This window comes from Pseudomonas sp. KD5 (assembly GCF_012932895.1).
Classification (GTDB): Bacteria; Pseudomonadota; Gammaproteobacteria; order Pseudomonadales; family Pseudomonadaceae; genus Aquipseudomonas.
Genome location: NZ_JDWJ01000012.1, coordinates 125034 through 143176, shown reverse-complemented (window position 1 = coordinate 143176; position 18143 = coordinate 125034). Strand labels below are relative to the sequence as shown.

The window sequence follows — 18143 nt, the reverse complement described above, 5'->3', positions numbered from 1 at the left end:
CGTTATCGCGCTTTCCGACGGCGGCGACTGATCAACAACAGCGCCGCTGCCGTAACGGCCAACACGGCGCCGATCTGCAATGTTTTTTTGTAGGGTCGCAGCGTGGACCGCATAGCGTCGGTGACCTGGGTCACATAGCGCTTGTCGGCATTCCGGAAGTCCGGCTCCTGGCATTGATGACCGAAATCACCGGCCCAGACCACAAAGGGCCCCTCCTCGACATACCGACGATAGAACGCGCTTTGCTCTTGCAGGTTGGTGCCCCACCCTGAGGCCTTGCATAGCACCGAAGCAAACGCCTGACTGCTGTGGGGCAGATGATCGGCGGCCTTACTCGCCAGAGCCGTGGCGACATAACGGTAATGGAAACGCTCATCAGGTTGCGCCACCGTAGCTTGCTGACGCTGCACTTCGCCCTCGGTCATCAGCGGTCCGACCTTGAGCTCCGGAGCTTCCAGGCTGTAATTGCCACCGAAGGTCACGTAATCCGGGGACATCTCGTAGCCCAACAGTTCCATCCCATCGTAGCGAGCCAGCGTCGCGGCGTAGTAATAAGCGGATGCCTTGGAGGTCGGCCACCATTTGGATTCGGCCTCCTTGCGCAATTGCCCATACCATTTGGCCTTGGCCTGCAAATCCGGGTTGTCGAAGTAAGCCGGAGCCTCATCGTATCGCTCTTCACGCAATAAACGCCGCCCGAGCAGATTGCGCAGGCTCGCGGCCACCGGCAACGGCACATAATTGTCGCGATCCTGCTGGCTGAGCGGTGGCGGTGCCGGCACCTGGGTGTCGACGTACTGCTTGAGTTCATCGAGGGTCAGCACCCGCTCGGCCACGGTGGCCGCGTCGAACCAGTAGATGCCCTGGCTGCGATAGAGCTGATCGAAGGCCTGCAGGTAATCCCCGCGTTGCAGGGCCAGAATCGCGCTTTCACCCTCGACCCGGCACTTGGGCTGGAGTGTTTCGTAATCCCAGTCGGGCGTGCGCCGCTCGCCCCAGGATTCGTTCTGCGGGAAGGCCTGGGCGGCTTTGGCATAGGCCGCTGCGGCGGCGTTTTTGTCGCCATCACGCACCGCCAGCTTCGCCCGCAACCACCACGCAAGGCCACCGTCACCAGCCTGTTCGAGGAAGGCTTTGGCGCTGGCGTAATCGCCCTGTTGATAATTCATCGCCGCCAGGCGATCGGCATTATCCAGACTGCCACGGGTGCTGCTTTGCAGCAGTTTGATCAGTTTCTGTTCGTTCGGCGGTTGATCACCGAATGACCAGCCCAGCCGACTGATCAACGACGCCGTCACCAGTTGCTGCACTGCTTTGCCCTTGAGCAACCCGGCCAGTTGCTCGTCAGGCATAGCGGCCAGATCGGCCATCAACAGCTTCAGCGAGGTGTAGCCCACCGCCGAACCGTGAAGATTCTGCGTGGCGTAGAGTTGGATGGCGTTGTCCCAGTCACCCGCGGTGCGGGCCACTCGCGCTTCTTCGCCAAGGCTGGCGACACCCAGTTCCAACGGGTCGCTGAAGCCGTCGATGCTTAGTTGACGGGTCTGCTCGAAGGCCTTGCGGGACTGAGCCAACAGGTCAGGGGTCGCGCCTGCTTCTGAATTCATGGCAAACAGCGCCCGGCCCAACGAGTACGCCGCCCAGGTGCTGCGCAACGGGCGTTGATCCGCCGGCAGCGCCAGCACTTTCTGGAAGTAGTCGGCGGCCAGACCATGGTCACCGGCGTTGAACGCCACGGCGCCAGCCAGATAGAGCCTGTGCTCGGCCGGCAGATTCGCGCCTTGCTCTTCAACCTGACGGGCATCGGTCAGGCTGCGCAGTTGTTTCACCAGCGCTTGCTGCTCAGGCGTCAGACCGGCCTGTTCAGCGGTATCGCGCTGATGGGTGTAATCAGGCGCATCGCCGTAACCGTCCCCCGGAATGTTGGTGGCGGCGGTGACATTTTTCAGTCCCGCGATGGCATGCCCGAGGCGGCTGATCTCGAGGTTGAAGTTGCCTTCCGGCAGTTCCGCCAGCGACTGGCCACGGTTGTCCAGCAGGCGCATGGGGAAGTCCGGCCCGCAGGCCAGCGCCGAACCCAATGGCAGGCTGAGGCTCAGGCAAAGCACATGGCGGGGCCAGTTACGGGTAAACATTCGAACCTCCTTGATCAATGTGTGCGCAGCGAGCCCAACCGATGGCGCGCTGCCCGCCGGCCGGGATTCGACCGTCACGCAGGCGGGTGAAGGTAAGCAGATCCGGGCGCTGTTGCAACGCATAACCGGCCAGCGCATCGGCGCCCTCGCAGCCCTGCACCGCCAGCGTCAGGCGTTCGGGCCAGGCACTGTCGAGGTTGCCTTGGTTGCTGAGGCTGATGTCATAGAGGCCGTCCTGCGCCGAGAGCTTCAGGCCCACACGACTGTCGAGCGTATCGCCACGCGCCACAGCGATTAGCGTGGTCAGGCTCCAGGCCCTGCGATCATTGGCCAGGGGCAGGCGAAACCAGATCAGCCCGGCCAGACGGGCCGGTGGATCGGCGCGCAACTCGGCGCCGAGCTTACTCAGTTGCTGCGGGTCTGCCAGCAACTCCCGACGTTCGCCGCCTCGCTCGATGGGCACTTCGCTTTCCACGACCGGCGCGCCCCCGGCCCCCGGCAACAGCGCCACGCCATAAGCCGGCAGCGCCAGATAAAACGGTTTCGATGTGTTGCGACTCCAGGCCCTGACCCACTGCCATGCCTGAGCCGGGTCGAATAGCCCACGCCGTGGATCGCTCACCGCGTGCACCTGCAACACGCTGCTGTCGACTGTTGCCAGCAACGCCGGCAATTCAGAACTGTCGAGCCAGGCCGGCAACGCCGTGATGCTCAGTGGCAAGGACGCCGGCAGAACGCCACGCAAATGGGTGAGGAATTCGCGGTAGGCCGGTAACCGGGCGTTGCCCGCATCGTGGTCGATTTCCACGCCGGAAAGGATCAGCCCCTGCCCTTGCCAATCGCTGAGCACCTGCTGGATCTGCGCCGTGACTTCGTCCCGGTCCAGCCCATTGAGCTGGCCATCCAGACGAACCACCGCAATCAGCGGTCGGCCATCACGCTTGAGCAGCGCCGGATCGATCCGCGCCCGGCTCCAGCCAGACTGTGGAAATGCCTGCAAGGCCAGCACGCGCAAAGTCGAGAAATCGGTGTGGCTGTCGCGCAGCGCGGCGTCATGGGCCGGCGTCCATTGCCGTTGCCAGACATAGAGTTGCTGATCGAGCGGCGGCGCGTCCGATTGCTCGCAACCGTTGAGCAACAACGCTGCCAGCAAAACGATCAAGCGTGTGAAAAAGACCATGAACACCAATCCCTGAAATGCAAAAAGGGCCTCCCAAGGCCCTTTGTCGCTCTGCTCGTTACCCTACTCAGCTATCGGCTTGCGGGCAATGATCACCTGATTTTTCGCCATTACCGCTCCCACATCAAATCAGCTGTGTGGCGCAGGTTTTGGTATGGCGACGTTATCCAGCATCCGGTTCACCGCCAGTTCCGCCAGCATGACGATCTGTTGAATCGCCATCGCCGTATGCCGGTGCGGCCCTTGCAGATACCCCGCAAAATCACTCGCCATCACACTGGCCTGGGCCAACGATTCACAGGTGTGGGCCAACAGGTCTTCGTCTTTGATATCCGGTGCAACCATAAACATCGTGCTCGGCTTGCGGGCGACCGGTGCTTTGAGGGCTGAGGGGTTGAGGTAGTGATCGAGCGCGCGCTCGGCGGCTTCGTTGAGCTTTTTTGAATTTGGGGATTCGTAGGGGGAAGTGCTGTCCGCTTCGGGCGGATTTGGTGTCGGCTTAAACATGGCAAAGATCCTTAAAGAGATGGAGCTGCCATTTTTCGTTTTCCAGACGAAAGGGGTGGCAGCTGTACGCGGACTGGAAAAACCGGTAGAGGATCAAACCCGGCAGACCCGCAGGTCTCCCACGCACAGCCGCCATAACTGCAGAGCTGAAAAAGCGCCGCATTATGTCACCTGCTGTGATCCTATACTTCGGGTTTTCCAGACCCGATCGCTGAATTGCCAGCGACCCCCAAAGCCTATCCACTCCACTTCCCACCCGACAACCGTCAAAACCTGTCGGAAACATCCCCCAAAATCATCGTCTGTAGGACTGCCTGAAGATCAAAAGATCGCCGCCTTCGGCAGCACCTACGCAGGATTCGTTTACACCCTGTAGGAACTGCCGAAGGCGGCGATCTCTTTCTAAAGGTCGAGCACCAACGGCTGCGAACCCTGCGCCGGCACCGCACAACAAATCAGCACCTCACCCGCATCGGGAACCTCCGCCGGAGGCTGTGGATAATTCACCTCTCCGCTGATCAACCGGGTTTTGCAGGTCCCGCAGGAGCCGCCGCGGCAACTGAATTCCGGGCGTAAGCCACGGCTCTCCGCCAACTCCAGCAAACTGCCGCCGTCCGGCTGCCAACGCGCTTCTTTGGCAGAGCGCTGGAACACGACGGGCACCGAAACGGTAGCGGCCGGCAATTGCTCGATGACCACCGCGTCCGGGTCCGGCTTGCGACGCAGCGTCGACGGGCCAAAGGTTTCGGCATGAATCCTTGAATCAGGGACATCCAGATCCCGCAGGCTGCCGTACAGCCCCTGGGTAAAACTTCCCGGACCGCACAGGACAAAATCCACCTGGTCGTAGTCCTCCACCTCAAGAGTGGTCTTGAGCAAGTCGGCGTCGATGCGCCCTGTCAGGTCGTAATCTTCACCCTCACGGGCATCGGACTCCGGCTGACTGAGCAAACGCAGCACCCGCACCTCATCACCGAGACCGTCGAGCAGGCGATCCAGCTCAGGGCGAAACGGTTGATCGGCCAAGGTCCGCGAGCTCTGGAAGAACCACACAGGACGGATGCGCCGCGTGCGCAGGCCTTGATAAACCACCTCCCGCAGCATCGACAGCAGCGGCGTGATCCCCACGCCGGCAGCCAATAGCACCAGCGGCCGACGCTCATTCGGCGCCACGGTGAAATGCCCTTGAGGCGAGCGGGCTTCAAGCACATCGCCGACACGAATCTGCTCATGCAGGTGCGAGGACACCAGGCCTTCACGCTTCACGCTGATGCGGAAAAAGTCATCGGATGGCGCGCTCGACAAGCTGTACGTGCGGATGTGCACATCGCCTGCGATGTTGAACCGCAAGGGCAAATGTTGCCCGGCTTGAAACACCGGCAATCCGGCGCCATCGGCAGGTTCCAGATAGATCGAACGGATGTTGTGGCTCTCCTGCTCGATGCGCGTTACTCGCAGCGGCCGCCAGCGATTCCCCAGCGCCTGGGCTTGCAGGCGTGCATTCGCCTGCGCCCAGGTGCCGGTCAGCAGACTGGTGGGCGACACGCCGTCAAAGCGCCAGCGCAGGGCCAGTGCCGCGGGCCGACGCACCGCGTGCTCCACCTCGAATGTCCACAGCCGCTCGGCGCCTTGAAAGGCTTCGATCTGCGGGCCTTCGAGGATGACTTGCGTGCGACCGCTGAGGTGCAGCAAATCGCCCGAATCGAAATCGATGAACAGCAAACCGGCCCGAGGGTTGATCAGCAGGTTGCCCAAGGTATTGAAGAACAGGTTGCCGGCGAAGTCCGGGATGGTCAGGCGATTGCCTTCTATCTGGACGAAACCGGCCTGGCCGCCCCGATGAGAAACGTCCACCGAGCGTTGGCCATCGACGTCCACATAGCTGGCGACAAAGAAGGTATCGGCGCTGGCAATCATGGCTTTGGCCGCGTCATCCAGCCCATTGAGATGCTGCGCGATACGGGTCTCCGGATCCGCCAATGGCACCGAGCGAAACTGGCGCAATTGAATGTATTGCGGGCAATTGCCGAAGGATTGCTCCACCGTCACCTCGAAGCCGCTCGCCGTTACAGCGCCGACTCGACCATTGAGACGGTTGCGACGTCGGGTGTGCAGCTCGATACCGAGCAGACCGATCGCCGCCCCGTCTTGCAGTTGTGCAGGGTCGTCGCGACCGGGCAGGCTGCCGATCTGCAACAGCCCGGGCTCGGGGGACTTCGCAAAGCCCGGCGCCCCTTCAAGAATACTGGCCCAAGGGTTGCCGTCGGCATCCACCGCGCCGTACAGCATGAACGGCAGTTGCTGATAGAACGTGCGGTGCTGGTCCGGCATCTCGCCGCGAATCACCCTACGACCCAATGCCTCCATTCGATCGACGACACCCACATGGGCCTGCAATTTTTTCTCGCCTGCGTGCCAAGGTGAACGTTCCATAACGGCTTCTCCCCTGCGCTCATCGCGCAATAAGAACGGCCCGACTGAATAGGGCCGTGAACATCAGGCAGTTTTTTGCAAACCGGCGATGGTGCGCGGCATGCCGACAAACCCTGGCAAGGCTTCAACGCGCGCCAGCCAGGCGCGGATGTTGGCGTAGTCGTCCAGCGACACATTGCCTTCCGGAGCATGGGCGATGTAGCTGTAGGCGGCGATGTCGGCGATGGTCGGCTCGCTACCGGCCAGATAGGCCGTTGCGCCCAGTTCCTGATCGATCACTTTGAGCCAGGTGTGAGAATAGGCGATCACCTCTTCAGCGTTGTAAGGCGCACCAAATACAGTGATCAGCCTTGCCCTGCCGGGGCCAAAGGCAATCGGCCCGGCGGCGACCGACAACCAACGCTGAACCTTGGCTGCACCGACCGGATCGGTTGGCAGCCAGCGACCGTTGCCATATTTTTGCGCAAGGTAGACCAGGATCGCGTTGGAGTCGGCCAGCACCATGCCTTGATCCTCAATTACCGGGACCTGGCCAAACGGGTTGAGCGCAAGAAAATCCGCTTGTTTGTGTGCGCCCTTGGCCAGATCGACGAAGATCAGCTCGGTCGGCAGTTGCAACAACGACAGCATCAGCTCTACACGGTGAGCATGGCCGGAACGGGGGAAGTTGTAGAGTTTGATGGCTTGCATGGTCGACTCCGCTGGGTGGTGGCGCCGCTCAGGAAAGATCAGCGCCGATGGAGCGCTATCTTCCATCCACAACCAAAGCAACAGAATAACCAGCAAACGCAATCCATTATTTCATCCAGTGCAATAAACCTTCAGCCGTGCAGGGCCGGGTGTTCGCGCAGCCCCTTCACCGCAAAGTCCACAAAACTGCGAACCCGCGTCGGGGCCTTGCGCCCACCCTGGTAGACCACATGAATGGGCAATGGCGGCAGTTCGAAGTCAGCCAGGACGATTTCCAGCTCACCGGTGGCGATCTTGCTCGCCACTTGATACGACAGGACTCGGGTCAACCCCAGGCCCATGGCGGCGGCAGTGATCGCCGCTTGATTGGCAGAGACCACCAGACGTGGCTCCGGACGAACACTGACCGGCTCTCCCGCCTCAAGGAACGGCCAGCTTCTGGGCTGCCCGATGGACGAGGTGGCGATGATCGGGGCGCGGCTCAAGTCTGCCGGATGCCGAGGCCGACCATGGTCAGTCAGGAAACCGGGGGAAGCGCATATCACCCGCCGTACTTCGCCCACTCGAATGGCATGCTGATTGCTGTCAGGCAACTCACCGATGCGCACAGCCACATCGATGCCCTCCTCGACCATGCTCACCACCCGGTCGACCAGTACAGCGTTGATGCTGACTTCAGGAAATTGAGTCAAGTAACCGACCATGAGCGGCGTGACGAACAAATCGCCGAACAATACCGGTGCCGTGATCGTCAGTTGCCCACGGGGCTGGGCATGGCTCCCGGCGGCCGAATCCTCGGCTTCCTGCACCTCGGCGAGAATTCTCCGACAGTCCTCCAGATAACGCTGACCTGCCTCGCTCAAATGCACGCTACGGGTGGTGCGCGTCAGCAACTGGGTGCCAATGCGCTGCTCAAGCGCCGCCACTGCCCGGGTAACGCTGGCCGCCGACATCCCCAAACGCCGCGCCGCCGCCGAGAAACCTTGATCCTGGGCGACAGCGGCGAAGACCTGCATTTCCTGGAATCGGTCCATCGGATATGTCCTTCGTTCAGGTAAAAAAAATCGCAACCGTAGGCTGCGATTTTTATTGTTTTCGATCACCTGTGGATAACTTATTCCACCGTCACCGACTTCGCCAGATTTCGTGGCTGGTCAACGTCAGTGCCTTTCAACACTGCCACGTAGTACGAAAGAAGCTGCAACGGAATCGTGTAGAGGATCGGCGACAGGATGTCGTGGATGTGCGGCATGTGCACAACATGAGTGCCTTCACCGTTGGTCATGCCAGCCTGCTCGTCGGCGAAGACGATCAGTTCACCGCCGCGGGCGCGGACTTCCTGGAGGTTGGACTTCAACTTCTCCAGCAACTCGTTGTTCGGTGCCACGGTGACCACTGGCATGTCGTTATCCACAAGCGCCAGCGGGCCATGTTTCAGCTCGCCCGCCGGGTAGGCTTCGGCGTGGATGTAGGAGATTTCCTTGAGCTTGAGCGCCCCTTCCATCGCCACCGGGAATTGCGCACCGCGACCGAGGAACAGCGTGTGGTTCTTCTCGGCGAACAGCTCGGCGATTTTTTCCACAGTGCTGTCCATGGCCAGGGCTTCGCCCAGACGGGTCGGCAGGCGACGCAGTTCTTCCACCAGAGTGGCTTCGACGCCTGCGGCCAACGTGCCGCGAACCTGACCCAGGGCCAGGGTCAGCAACAGCAGGCCCACCAATTGAGTGGTGAAGGCTTTGGTCGAGGCCACGCCAATTTCGCGACCGGCCTGGGTCAGCAGCGTCAGGTCCGATTCACGCACCAGGGAGCTGATGCCGACGTTGCAGATTGCCAGGCTGGAAAGGAAGCCCAGTTCCTTGGCGTTGCGCAGCGCGGCCAAGGTGTCGGCGGTTTCGCCTGACTGGGAGATGCTCACGAACAGGGTATCGGGCTGCACCACTACTTTGCGGTAGCGGAATTCGCTGGCGACTTCGACCTGGCACGGAATGCCGGCCAGTTCTTCGAGCCAGTAACGGGCAACCATACCGGCGTGATAACTGGTGCCGCAGGCAACGATCTGTACATTACGCACCTTGGCAAACAGCTCGGCCGCTTGTGGACCAAACGCCTGCACCAGCACCTGATTCTGACTCAGGCGACCTTCAAGCGTGCGTTGCACCACGGCCGGTTGCTCGTGAATTTCCTTGAGCATGTAATGCCGGAACTCGCCTTTGTCAGCGGCTTCGGCACCGTCACGGTACTGAACGCTTTCACGCTCGACGAGCGTGCCGTTGATGTCCCAGATCTGCACGCTGTCGCGGCGAATTTCGGCGATATCGCCTTCTTCCAGGTACATGAAGCGGTCAGTGACCTGGCGCAGGGCCAACTGGTCGGAGGCAAGAAAGTTTTCACCCAGGCCCAGACCGATTACCAATGGGCTGCCGCTGCGGGCTGCTACCAGGCGATCCGGTTGCCGAGCGCTGATCACTGCCAGACCGTATGCGCCGTGCAGTTCTTTGACGGTCGCTTTCAGGGCCGCGGTCAGGTCAGGCTGCTCTTTGAGTTTTTCGTTGAGCAGATGGGCGATGACTTCAGTGTCCGTGTCCGAGGTGAACACGTGGCCCAGGGCCTTGAGTTGCTCGCGCAGGGCTTCGTGGTTCTCGATGATGCCGTTATGCACCACCGCAAGATCGCCCGAAAAATGCGGGTGAGCGTTGCGTTCGCACGGCGCACCGTGAGTCGCCCAGCGGGTGTGGGCAATGCCCAGACGACCGACCAGAGGCTCTTCGATCAGCGCCTGTTCCAGTTCGCTGACCTTGCCCGGCCGACGCAGGCGCAAGAGTTTTTCATCGTTGGTGTACACCGCCACGCCGGCGCTGTCATAACCACGGTATTCCAGACGCTTGAGGCCTTCGAGCAGGATGGCGGTAATGTTCCGTTCTGCGACTGCACCGACAATTCCACACATGCTATTTCTCCTGACTGACAGCGGCACAAATCACATTGATGCCGCGGGCCTGAATCTGATCGCGGGCCTCAAGCGGCAGGCGATCATCGGTAATAAGGGTATGGACGCTGCTCCAAGGCAGCTCCAGATTGGGGATCTTGCGGCCGATCTTGTCGGCCTCGACCATCACGATCACTTCGCGGGCGACCTCGGCCATGACACGGCTCAGTCCCAGCAACTCATTGAAGGTGGTGGTCCCGCGCACCAGATCGATGCCATCGGCGCCAATAAATAACTGATCGAAGTCATATGAGCGTAGTACCTGCTCTGCCACCTGACCCTGGAAGGATTCGGAATGCGGATCCCAGGTACCACCGGTCATCAACAGCACCGGTTCGTGCTCGAGTTCAGTCAACGCGTTGGCGACATGCAGGGAGTTGGTCATCACCACCAGGCCCGGTTGCTGGCCGAGTTCCGGGATCATCGCGGCGGTGGTACTGCCGCTGTCGATGATGATGCGCGCATGCTCGCGAATCCGCGTGACGGCGGCGCGGGCAATGGCCTGCTTGTATTTCGAAACCGGTTGGCCGATGTCGGCGACCAGCTCCTGCGGCATGGTGACCGCGCCGCCATAACGACGCAGCAGCAGACCGTTGCTTTCAAGCGCCGCCAGGTCCTTGCGAATCGTAACTTCCGAGGTTTCGAAGCGTTTGGCCAGCTCGTCCACACTTACTTCGCCCTGCTCATTGAGCAAGGCGAGGATATTGTGGCGGCGTTGGGGCGTGTTGCGCTTTGACATGATTTGGTAAGTTTCGATTCGAAAGATAACGTAAGCAATCAAAACCTATCAGCGAAACTTCGTCAAGCCAGCATCAGAAAAAAGATGTGTGGATAACTCAAAAAAAGATCGCAGCCTCCGGCAGCGCCTACAGAGTGAACACAAATTCCCTGTAGGCGCTGCCGGAGGCTGCGATCTTTTGATCTGTGGATAACTTAACTCTTCTTGATCTTCTCAGGCCGCTTCCAGCCGTCGATGTTCTTCTGTCGAGCCCGGCCTACGGCCAACTGAGCGTTATCCACATTCTGGGTAATAGTCGAACCGGCCGCCGTGGTCGCACCGGAGGAGATATCCACAGGCGCCACCAACGAGTTATTGGAACCGATGAATACATCTTCACCCAGCACGGTTTTCCACTTGTTGGCACCGTCGTAGTTGCAGGTGATGGTGCCGGCGCCAATGTTGGTGCGCGCACCGATCTCGGCATCGCCCAGATACGTCAAGTGACCGGCCTTGGCACCTTCGCCCATGTGAGCGTTCTTCAGTTCAACAAAGTTACCCACATGCGCGCGGGCTTCCAGCACTGTGCCGGGACGCAAACGAGCAAACGGACCGGCATCGCTGCCTTCGCCGAGAATCGCGCCTTCGATATGACTGTTGGCCTTGATCACCACGCCTTTGCGCAGGGTGCTGTCCTTGATCACGCAGTTCGGGCCGATCACCACGTCGTCCTCGATGACCACTTTGCCCTCGAGAATCACGTTGATGTCGATCAGGATATCGCGACCAACGGTAACCTCACCGCGCACATCGAAACGTGTCGGGTCGCGCAGGGTTACGCCTTGAGCCATCAAACGACGAGCGGCGCGCAGTTGATAATGACGCTCCAGCTCGGCCAGTTGTTTGCGATCGTTGGCGCCCTGCACTTCCATGGCGTCATGGGGTTGTTCGGTGGCCACCACCAGACCATCACTGACCGCCATGGCGATCACGTCAGTCAGGTAGTACTCGCCCTGGGCGTTATTGTTGGATAGGCGGCTCAGCCAATCGCCCAAACGCTGGGAAGGCACCGCCAAAATGCCGGTATTGCCTTCGGTGATCGCACGCTCAGCCGCGTTGGCATCTTTCTGCTCGACGATGGCAGTCACTTTGCCGGCGGCATCACGGACAATGCGGCCGTAGCCAGTCGGGTCATCCAGCTCGACAGTCAGCAGACCCAATTGTTGCGGTGCAGCCTGCTTGAGCAGACGTTGCAGGGTTTCGACTTCGATCAACGGCACGTCACCGTAGAGAATCAGCACGGTATCGGACTCGATGAACGGCACAGCCTGGGCCACCGCATGACCGGTACCCAGCTGTTGGTCCTGCAGGACGAAATTCAGGTCATCGGCGGCCAGACGCTCGCGCACCGCTTCGGCACCATGGCCGATCACCACGTGGATGCGCTGTGGATCAAGTTGCCGGGCGCTGTGGATAACATGCCCGAGCATTGAATTACCGGCAATCGGATGCAGGACTTTCGGCAAGGCCGAACGCATGCGAGTGCCTTGCCCGGCAGCGAGGATAACGATTTCAAGGGACATGACTGGCTACCAATCCTGGGTGGTCAGCAACTGCGACCAGGTGATGAATATCGAAAAAGAAAAAAGGGTAGCCGAGGCTACCCTTTTTAATCAATCGCGCAACAAGTCGATGGCCGATTAGTGGCCGAACTTCTTGCGGATCTGCTGGACGGTGCGCAGCTGAGCTGCAGCCTCGGCCAGACGTGCGGCAGCAGAACCGTAATCGAATTCCGCGCCTCGCTCATGCAAGGCTTTCTCGGCAGCCTTAACGGCTTCCAGAGCTGCGGCTTCGTCCAGGTCGGCAGCGCGTTGCACGGTGTCGGCAAGAACCTTGACCATGTTCGGCTGAACCTCGAGGAAACCACCGGAGATGTAATACACCTCCTCTTCCCCGCCCTGCTTGACCAGGCGGATCGGACCTGGCTTCAGATTAGTGATCAGCGGCGCGTGACCCAGGGCGATACCAAGATCACCCAGTGCACCGTGCGCAATCACCATCTCGACCAGACCGGAAAAGATTTCTCCTTCCGCGCTGACGATATCGCAATGGACTGTCATAGCCATCTGATTGCCTCAACCTAAATTAGCGCCCGTTGCCGGGCGCCGGGATTACAGTTTCTTGGCTTTCTCGATCGCTTCTTCGATGCCGCCAACCATGTAGAACGCTTGTTCTGGCAGGTGGTCGTAGTCACCGTTGAGGATGCCTTTGAAGCCAGCAATGGTGTCTTTCAGGGAAACGTATTTACCCGATGCACCGGTGAAGACTTCAGCCACGAAGAACGGCTGCGACAAGAAACGCTGGATCTTACGAGCACGGTTTACCAACTGCTTGTCGGCTTCCGACAGCTCGTCCATACCCAGGATCGCAATGATGTCCTTCAGTTCTTTGTAACGCTGCAGCACGTACTGGACGCCGCGAGCGGTGTCGTAGTGGTCCTGGCCGATTACGTTCGGGTCCAGCTGGCGCGAAGTCGAGTCCAGTGGATCAACCGCTGGGTAGATACCCAGGGAAGCGATGTCACGGGACAGAACGACGGTAGCGTCCAAGTGGGCGAAGGTGGTCGCTGGCGACGGGTCAGTCAAGTCATCCGCAGGTACGTATACCGCTTGGATCGAAGTGATCGAACCTTCCTTGGTCGAAGTGATACGTTCTTGCAGAACGCCCATCTCTTCAGCCAGGGTCGGCTGGTAACCTACTGCCGAAGGCATACGGCCCAGCAGTGCGGATACTTCAGTACCGGCCAAGGTGTAACGATAGATGTTGTCGACGAACAGCAGAACGTCGTTACCTTCGTCACGGAACTTCTCGGCCATGGTCAGGCCGGTCAGTGCTACGCGCAGACGGTTACCCGGCGGCTCGTTCATCTGACCGTAAACCAGTGCCACTTTGTCCAGAACGTTGGAATCCTTCATCTCGTGGTAGAAGTCGTTACCCTCACGAGTACGCTCACCCACACCGGCGAACACGGAATAACCGCTGTGCTCGATGGCGATGTTACGGATCAGTTCCATCATGTTTACGGTCTTGCCTACACCGGCACCACCGAACAGACCGACTTTACCGCCTTTGGCAAACGGGCAAACCAGGTCGATAACCTTGATGCCGGTTTCCAGCAGGTCGTTGCCGCCTGCCTGTTCAGCGAACGAAGGTGCTGGGCGGTGAATGCCCCAACGCTCTTCGGTGTCGATCGGACCAGCTTCGTCGATCGGGTTACCGAGGACGTCCATGATCCGGCCCAGGGTTGCTTTACCGACCGGTACGGAGATGGCTGCGCCAGAATCGGTAACTTCCAGACCGCGTTTCAGGCCCTCTGTGGAACCCATCGCAATGGTGCGAACCACGCCGTCGCCCAGCTGTTGCTGAACTTCCAGAGTGGTTTCAGCCGCGCTCACTACTTTCAGCGCGTTGTAGATGCTCGGTACGCTGTCGCGTGGAAATTCCACGTCGATAACGGCGCCGATGATTTGAACGATACGTCCGCTACTCATAGCTGGATCCTCTGAATATTTGAACCGTTAAACCGCGGCAGCGCCGCCGACGATTTCCGAGATCTCTTGGGTGATCGCAGCCTGACGCGCCTTGTTGTAGACCAGCTGCAAATCGCTGATCAAATCACCGGCGTTGTCGGTAGCGTTCTTCATCGCGATCATCCGCGCAGCTTGTTCAGCCGCGTTGTTCTCGACCACCGCCTGGTAGACCTGCGACTCCACGTAACGGACCATCAAGCCGTCAAGCAGCTCTTTGGCGTCCGGTTCGTAGAGATAGTCCCAGTGGTGCTTGAGTTCTTGATCCGGGGTTGCCACCAGTGGAATCAACTGCTCCACGGTAGGCTGTTGCGTCATGGTGTTGATGAACTTGTTGGACACCACGGACAGGCGGTCAATACGGCCGTCCAGATAGGCATCCAGCATCACCTTGACGCTGCCAATCAGATCATTGATCGACGGCTCTTCACCCAGGTGGCTGATAGCTGCAACGACGTTACCGCCGAAGTTGCGGAAAAAGGCCGCACCCTTGCTACCAACGACACACAGATCAATCTCGACGCCGTTTTCGCGGTTTACCGCCATGTCCTTGACCAGGGCCTTGAACAGGTTGGTGTTCAAGCCACCACACAGACCACGGTCACTGCTCACTACGACATAACCAACGCGCTTTACTTCACGGTCGATCATGAACGGGTGGCGATATTCCGGGTTAGCGTTGGCCAGATGGCCAATAACCTGGCGGATGCGCTCCGCATAAGGACGGCTAGCAGCCATGCGCATTTGTGCCTTGCGCATTTTGCTGACCGCCACTTTTTCCATGGCGCTGGTAATCTTTTGCGTGCTTTTGATGCTCGCAATCTTACTGCGAATCTCTTTTGCGCCTGCCATGTAACACCTATCAGGTTAGCAAGCGGGAGCCTTGCGGCTCCCGCTGCGGCTTACCAGGTTTGGGTGGCCTTGAACTTCTCGATACCGGCTTTCATGCCAGCGTCGATTTCGTCATTGAAGTCACCTTTCACGTTGATCTTCGCCATCAAGTCGGCGTGATCGCGGTTGAAGAAAGCAATCAGCGCTTGTTCGAAGCTGCCGATCTTGGCGATTTCAACGTCAGTCAGGAACCCACGCTCAGCGGCATACAGCGACAGCGCCATGTCAGCGATCGACATTGGTGCGTATTGCTTCTGCTTCATCAGCTCGGTAACGCGCTGACCATGCTCAAGTTGCTTACGGGTCGCTTCGTCCAGGTCAGAAGCGAACTGGGCGAATGCCGCCAGTTCACGGTACTGAGCCAGAGCGGTACGGATACCACCGGACAGCTTCTTGATGATCTTGGTCTGAGCGGCACCACCCACACGGGATACCGAAACACCGGCGTTCACTGCAGGACGGATGCCCGAGTTGAACATGGCCGATTCCAGGAAGATCTGACCGTCGGTGATGGAAATCACGTTGGTCGGAACGAACGCGGAAACGTCGCCAGCCTGGGTTTCGATGATCGGCAGTGCGGTCAGGGAACCGGTTTTGCCGGTCACTGCGCCGTTGGTGAACTTCTCTACGTACTCTTCCGAAACGCGGGATGCGCGCTCCAGCAGACGGGAGTGGAGATAGAACACGTCGCCTGGGTAAGCTTCACGGCCTGGTGGACGGCGCAGCAGCAGGGAAATCTGGCGGTAAGCCACTGCTTGCTTGGACAGATCGTCATAAACGATCAGCGCGTCTTCACCGCGGTCGCGGAAGAATTCACCCATGGTGCAACCGGAGTACGGTGCCAGGAATTGCAGCGCAGGAGATTCCGAAGCACTGGCAGCCACGATGATCGTGTTGGCCAGGGCGCCGTTTTCTTCCAGCTTGCGAACAACGTTGGCGATGGTCGATTGCTTCTGACCGATTGCTACGTAGACGCAGAAAATGCCGCTGTCTTTCTGGTTGATGATCGCGTCGATCGCCAGAGCGGTTTTACCGATCTGACGGTCACCGATGATCAGCTCACGCTGGCCACGGCCGACAGGGATCATGGCATCGACAGCCTTGTAGCCAGTCTGTACAGGCTGGTCTACCGACTTACGCCAGATCACGCCTGGAGCAACTTTCTCGACCGCGTCGGTCTCGGTGTTGCCCAGTGGACCTTTGCCGTCAACAGGGTTACCCAGTGCGTCGACTACGCGACCCAGCAGTTCCTTACCAACCGGAACTTCGAGGATGCGGCCAGTGCACTTGGCGCTCATGCCTTCAGCCAAAGACTGGTATGCGCCCAATACAACGGCACCTACGGAGTCTTGCTCCAGGTTGAGGGCCATACCGAAGACGCCGCCCGGAAACTCGATCATCTCGCCGTACATTACGTCGGCCAGACCGTGAATCCGCACGATACCGTCAGATACGCTGACGACAGTGCCTTCGTTACGGGCTTGGGAGGTCACATCGAGCTTGTCGATGCGGCCCTTGATAATTTCACTTATTTCGGAAGGATTGAGTTGCTGCATTGCTCTGCTGCCCCTTCAAACTCAAGATTTCAATGCTTCGGCAAGTTTCGCGATTTTGCCGCGAATCGAGCCATCGATAACCAGGTCGCCGGCGCGGATGACGACACCACCAATAAGGGCAGCGTCCTCCGCAACTTGCAGGCGCACTTCCCGGTTGAGTCGTGCACTGAGAACCTTGGCGAGTTTGTCTTGCTGTTCTTGGTTCAATGCAAAAGCACTGGTTACTTCCACGTCTACCGATTTCTCTTGTTCGGCCTTGTACAGGTCAAACAGAGCGGCGATCTCCGGCAGAAGCGGGAGACGGTCGTTTTCGGCAACGACGTGAATGAAGTTCTGTGCCTTGGCATCAAACTTGTCGCCGCACACGTCAATAAACGTGGCGGCCTTTTCTGCGCTCGTCAGTCGCGGGGCCTTGAGCACGCGCTGCATGGTGTCGTCTTCCGACACCAGTGCTGCCAGGCCGAGCATGGCTGACCAATTGGCCAGTTGCTGGTGGGCCTGAGCGTGCTCGAAGGCCGCCTTAGCGTAAGGTCGGGCCAACGTGGTCAGTTCTGCCATGATCGCCCTCGCTTAGATTTCAGCAGCCAGTTGGTTAACCAGCTCTGCGTGCGCGTTTTGATCGATTGTGGCACCCAGGATCTTCTCGGCGCCGCCGACTGCCAGCAAGCCCACTTGGGCACGCAGCGCGTCTTTGACACTGTTCAGTTCCTGTTCGATCTCGGCCTGAGCCTGAACCTTCACACGGTCAGCGTCGATACGGGCTTTTTCAACAGCCTCTTCGACAATCTGATTACCGCGTTTCTTGGCTTGCTCGATGATTTCAGCTGCCTGAGCTTTCGCTTCGCGCAGTTGCTGACCCGCTTTCTCTTGGGCCAACTCCAGGTCGCGAGCTGCTCGGCTGGCAGCGTCCAGACCATCAGCGATCTTCTTTTGACGTTCGTGCAGAGCCGCAATGACCGGAGGCCATACGAACTTCATGCAGAACAGTACAAAAATCAGGAACGCAACGGACTGGCCAATCAGGGTCGCATTAATGTTCACGCCAACACCTCGCAGTTACGTTGTCCATCACACCAAATTACCCGGAAGATCCGAGTAATTAGCCAGCGATCTGACCAACGAACGGGTTCGCAAAGGTGAAGAACAGAGCGATACCAACACCGATCATGGTTACGGCGTCGAGCAGACCGGCAACGATGAACATTTTAACTTGCAGCATTGGAACCATTTCTGGCTGACGCGCTGCGCCTTCCAGGAACTTGCCGCCCAGCAGGCCGAAACCAATTGCGGTACCCAGTGCGCCCAGGCCGATCAACAGTGCAACAGCGATAGCGGTTAGACCAACTACAGTTTCCATCTTTCCTCCCGACTTTTACGTCGTATGGTTTAGGTTTTTTAGATTTTAAAGCGGTAAAACAAATCGTTTCATAGCCCTGTTAGGGCACCCACCCGTTTGACCG

16 protein-coding genes are annotated in these 18143 nt (G+C 59.2%); all 16 read right to left on the bottom strand.

Annotated elements, in window-relative coordinates:
* Positions 1 to 2 precede the first annotated feature (2 nt).
* The 16 genes from AF70_RS24670 to atpE all read right to left on the bottom strand — a co-directional run bounded on the left by AF70_RS24670 (position 3) and on the right by atpE (position 18040).
* Complete coding sequence (locus AF70_RS24670; RefSeq protein WP_028940084.1) at positions 3 to 2135, bottom strand: hypothetical protein; 2133 nt, start codon at positions 2133 to 2135, stop codon at positions 3 to 5.
* Positions 2122 to 3315 (bottom strand): DUF3142 domain-containing protein, encoded by a 1194-nt coding sequence (locus AF70_RS24665; protein WP_028940083.1) that lies wholly within the window; start codon positions 3313 to 3315, stop codon positions 2122 to 2124. Before AF70_RS24665 ends, AF70_RS24670 begins: the two co-directional genes overlap by 14 nt.
* A gap of 129 nt (positions 3316 to 3444) precedes the next feature.
* Complete coding sequence (locus AF70_RS24660) at positions 3445 to 3822, bottom strand: DUF6124 family protein (RefSeq protein ID WP_007934367.1); 378 nt, start codon at positions 3820 to 3822, stop codon at positions 3445 to 3447.
* A gap of 402 nt (positions 3823 to 4224) precedes the next feature.
* On the bottom strand, positions 4225 to 6255 hold the full coding sequence (locus AF70_RS24655; protein WP_028940082.1) for a pyridoxamine 5'-phosphate oxidase family protein: 2031 nt from the start codon (positions 6253 to 6255) through the stop codon (positions 4225 to 4227).
* 63 nt (positions 6256 to 6318) lie between these two features.
* Positions 6319 to 6945, bottom strand: a complete 627-nt coding sequence (locus AF70_RS24650; RefSeq protein ID WP_018927332.1) for a glutathione S-transferase family protein — start codon at positions 6943 to 6945, stop codon at positions 6319 to 6321.
* A 131-nt stretch (positions 6946 to 7076) separates the two neighbouring features.
* Positions 7077 to 7979, bottom strand: coding sequence for a LysR family transcriptional regulator (locus AF70_RS24645; protein WP_028940081.1), 903 nt, complete (start codon positions 7977 to 7979; stop codon positions 7077 to 7079).
* Between the two features lie 80 nt (positions 7980 to 8059).
* On the bottom strand, positions 8060 to 9892 hold the full coding sequence (gene glmS, locus AF70_RS24640) for a glutamine--fructose-6-phosphate transaminase (isomerizing) (RefSeq protein ID WP_019580348.1): 1833 nt from the start codon (positions 9890 to 9892) through the stop codon (positions 8060 to 8062).
* 1 nt (position 9893) lies between these two features.
* Positions 9894 to 10673 (bottom strand): DeoR/GlpR family DNA-binding transcription regulator, encoded by a 780-nt coding sequence (locus tag AF70_RS24635; RefSeq protein WP_172901217.1) that lies wholly within the window; start codon positions 10671 to 10673, stop codon positions 9894 to 9896.
* Between the two features lie 191 nt (positions 10674 to 10864).
* Positions 10865 to 12232 (bottom strand): bifunctional UDP-N-acetylglucosamine diphosphorylase/glucosamine-1-phosphate N-acetyltransferase GlmU, encoded by a 1368-nt coding sequence (glmU, locus tag AF70_RS24630; RefSeq protein WP_028940080.1) that lies wholly within the window; start codon positions 12230 to 12232, stop codon positions 10865 to 10867.
* Between the two features lie 117 nt (positions 12233 to 12349).
* Positions 12350 to 12775, bottom strand: a complete 426-nt coding sequence (locus AF70_RS24625; RefSeq protein WP_007985046.1) for a F0F1 ATP synthase subunit epsilon — start codon at positions 12773 to 12775, stop codon at positions 12350 to 12352.
* A 45-nt stretch (positions 12776 to 12820) separates the two neighbouring features.
* On the bottom strand, positions 12821 to 14200 hold the full coding sequence (gene atpD, locus AF70_RS24620) for a F0F1 ATP synthase subunit beta (protein WP_007911961.1): 1380 nt from the start codon (positions 14198 to 14200) through the stop codon (positions 12821 to 12823).
* Between the two features lie 27 nt (positions 14201 to 14227).
* Complete coding sequence (atpG, locus tag AF70_RS24615) at positions 14228 to 15088, bottom strand: F0F1 ATP synthase subunit gamma (RefSeq protein ID WP_007934344.1); 861 nt, start codon at positions 15086 to 15088, stop codon at positions 14228 to 14230.
* Between the two features lie 50 nt (positions 15089 to 15138).
* Positions 15139 to 16683, bottom strand: a complete 1545-nt coding sequence (gene atpA, locus AF70_RS24610) for a F0F1 ATP synthase subunit alpha (protein ID WP_007934342.1) — start codon at positions 16681 to 16683, stop codon at positions 15139 to 15141.
* Positions 16684 to 16704: 21 nt separating this feature from the next.
* The gene (locus AF70_RS24605) at positions 16705 to 17241 is read right to left on the bottom strand and encodes a F0F1 ATP synthase subunit delta (RefSeq protein WP_019580345.1); all 537 of its coding nucleotides are present in this window, start codon (positions 17239 to 17241) and stop codon (positions 16705 to 16707) included.
* Between the two features lie 12 nt (positions 17242 to 17253).
* Positions 17254 to 17724: a F0F1 ATP synthase subunit B gene (locus AF70_RS24600; RefSeq protein WP_008064601.1), complete on the bottom strand. Its 471-nt coding sequence runs from the start codon at positions 17722 to 17724 to the stop codon at positions 17254 to 17256.
* Between the two features lie 58 nt (positions 17725 to 17782).
* Positions 17783 to 18040 carry a F0F1 ATP synthase subunit C gene (gene atpE / locus AF70_RS24595; RefSeq protein ID WP_003097235.1) on the bottom strand — a complete coding sequence of 86 codons (258 nt, stop codon included), beginning with the start codon at positions 18038 to 18040 and terminating at the stop codon, positions 17783 to 17785.
* Positions 18041 to 18143: the final 103 nt, after the last annotated feature.

Coding starts and splice junctions, on each gene's coding strand:
- AF70_RS24665 (WP_028940083.1), bottom strand. CDS start 3,315: ATGGTCTTTTTCACACGCTTGATCGTTTTGCTGGCAGCGTTGTTGCTC.
- AF70_RS24655 (WP_028940082.1), bottom strand. CDS start 6,255: ATGGAACGTTCACCTTGGCACGCAGGCGAGAAAAAATTGCAGGCCCAT.
- AF70_RS24650 (WP_018927332.1), bottom strand. CDS start 6,945: ATGCAAGCCATCAAACTCTACAACTTCCCCCGTTCCGGCCATGCTCAC.
- AF70_RS24605 (WP_019580345.1), bottom strand. CDS start 17,241: ATGGCAGAACTGACCACGTTGGCCCGACCTTACGCTAAGGCGGCCTTC.
- AF70_RS24625 (WP_007985046.1), bottom strand. CDS start 12,775: ATGGCTATGACAGTCCATTGCGATATCGTCAGCGCGGAAGGAGAAATC.
- atpA (WP_007934342.1), bottom strand. CDS start 16,683: ATGCAGCAACTCAATCCTTCCGAAATAAGTGAAATTATCAAGGGCCGC.
- atpE (WP_003097235.1), bottom strand. CDS start 18,040: ATGGAAACTGTAGTTGGTCTAACCGCTATCGCTGTTGCACTGTTGATC.
- atpD (WP_007911961.1), bottom strand. CDS start 14,200: ATGAGTAGCGGACGTATCGTTCAAATCATCGGCGCCGTTATCGACGTG.
- AF70_RS24670 (WP_028940084.1), bottom strand. CDS start 2,135: ATGTTTACCCGTAACTGGCCCCGCCATGTGCTTTGCCTGAGCCTCAGC.
- AF70_RS24645 (WP_028940081.1), bottom strand. CDS start 7,979: ATGGACCGATTCCAGGAAATGCAGGTCTTCGCCGCTGTCGCCCAGGAT.
- atpG (WP_007934344.1), bottom strand. CDS start 15,088: ATGGCAGGCGCAAAAGAGATTCGCAGTAAGATTGCGAGCATCAAAAGC.
- AF70_RS24660 (WP_007934367.1), bottom strand. CDS start 3,822: ATGTTTAAGCCGACACCAAATCCGCCCGAAGCGGACAGCACTTCCCCC.
- glmS (WP_019580348.1), bottom strand. CDS start 9,892: ATGTGTGGAATTGTCGGTGCAGTCGCAGAACGGAACATTACCGCCATC.
- glmU (WP_028940080.1), bottom strand. CDS start 12,232: ATGTCCCTTGAAATCGTTATCCTCGCTGCCGGGCAAGGCACTCGCATG.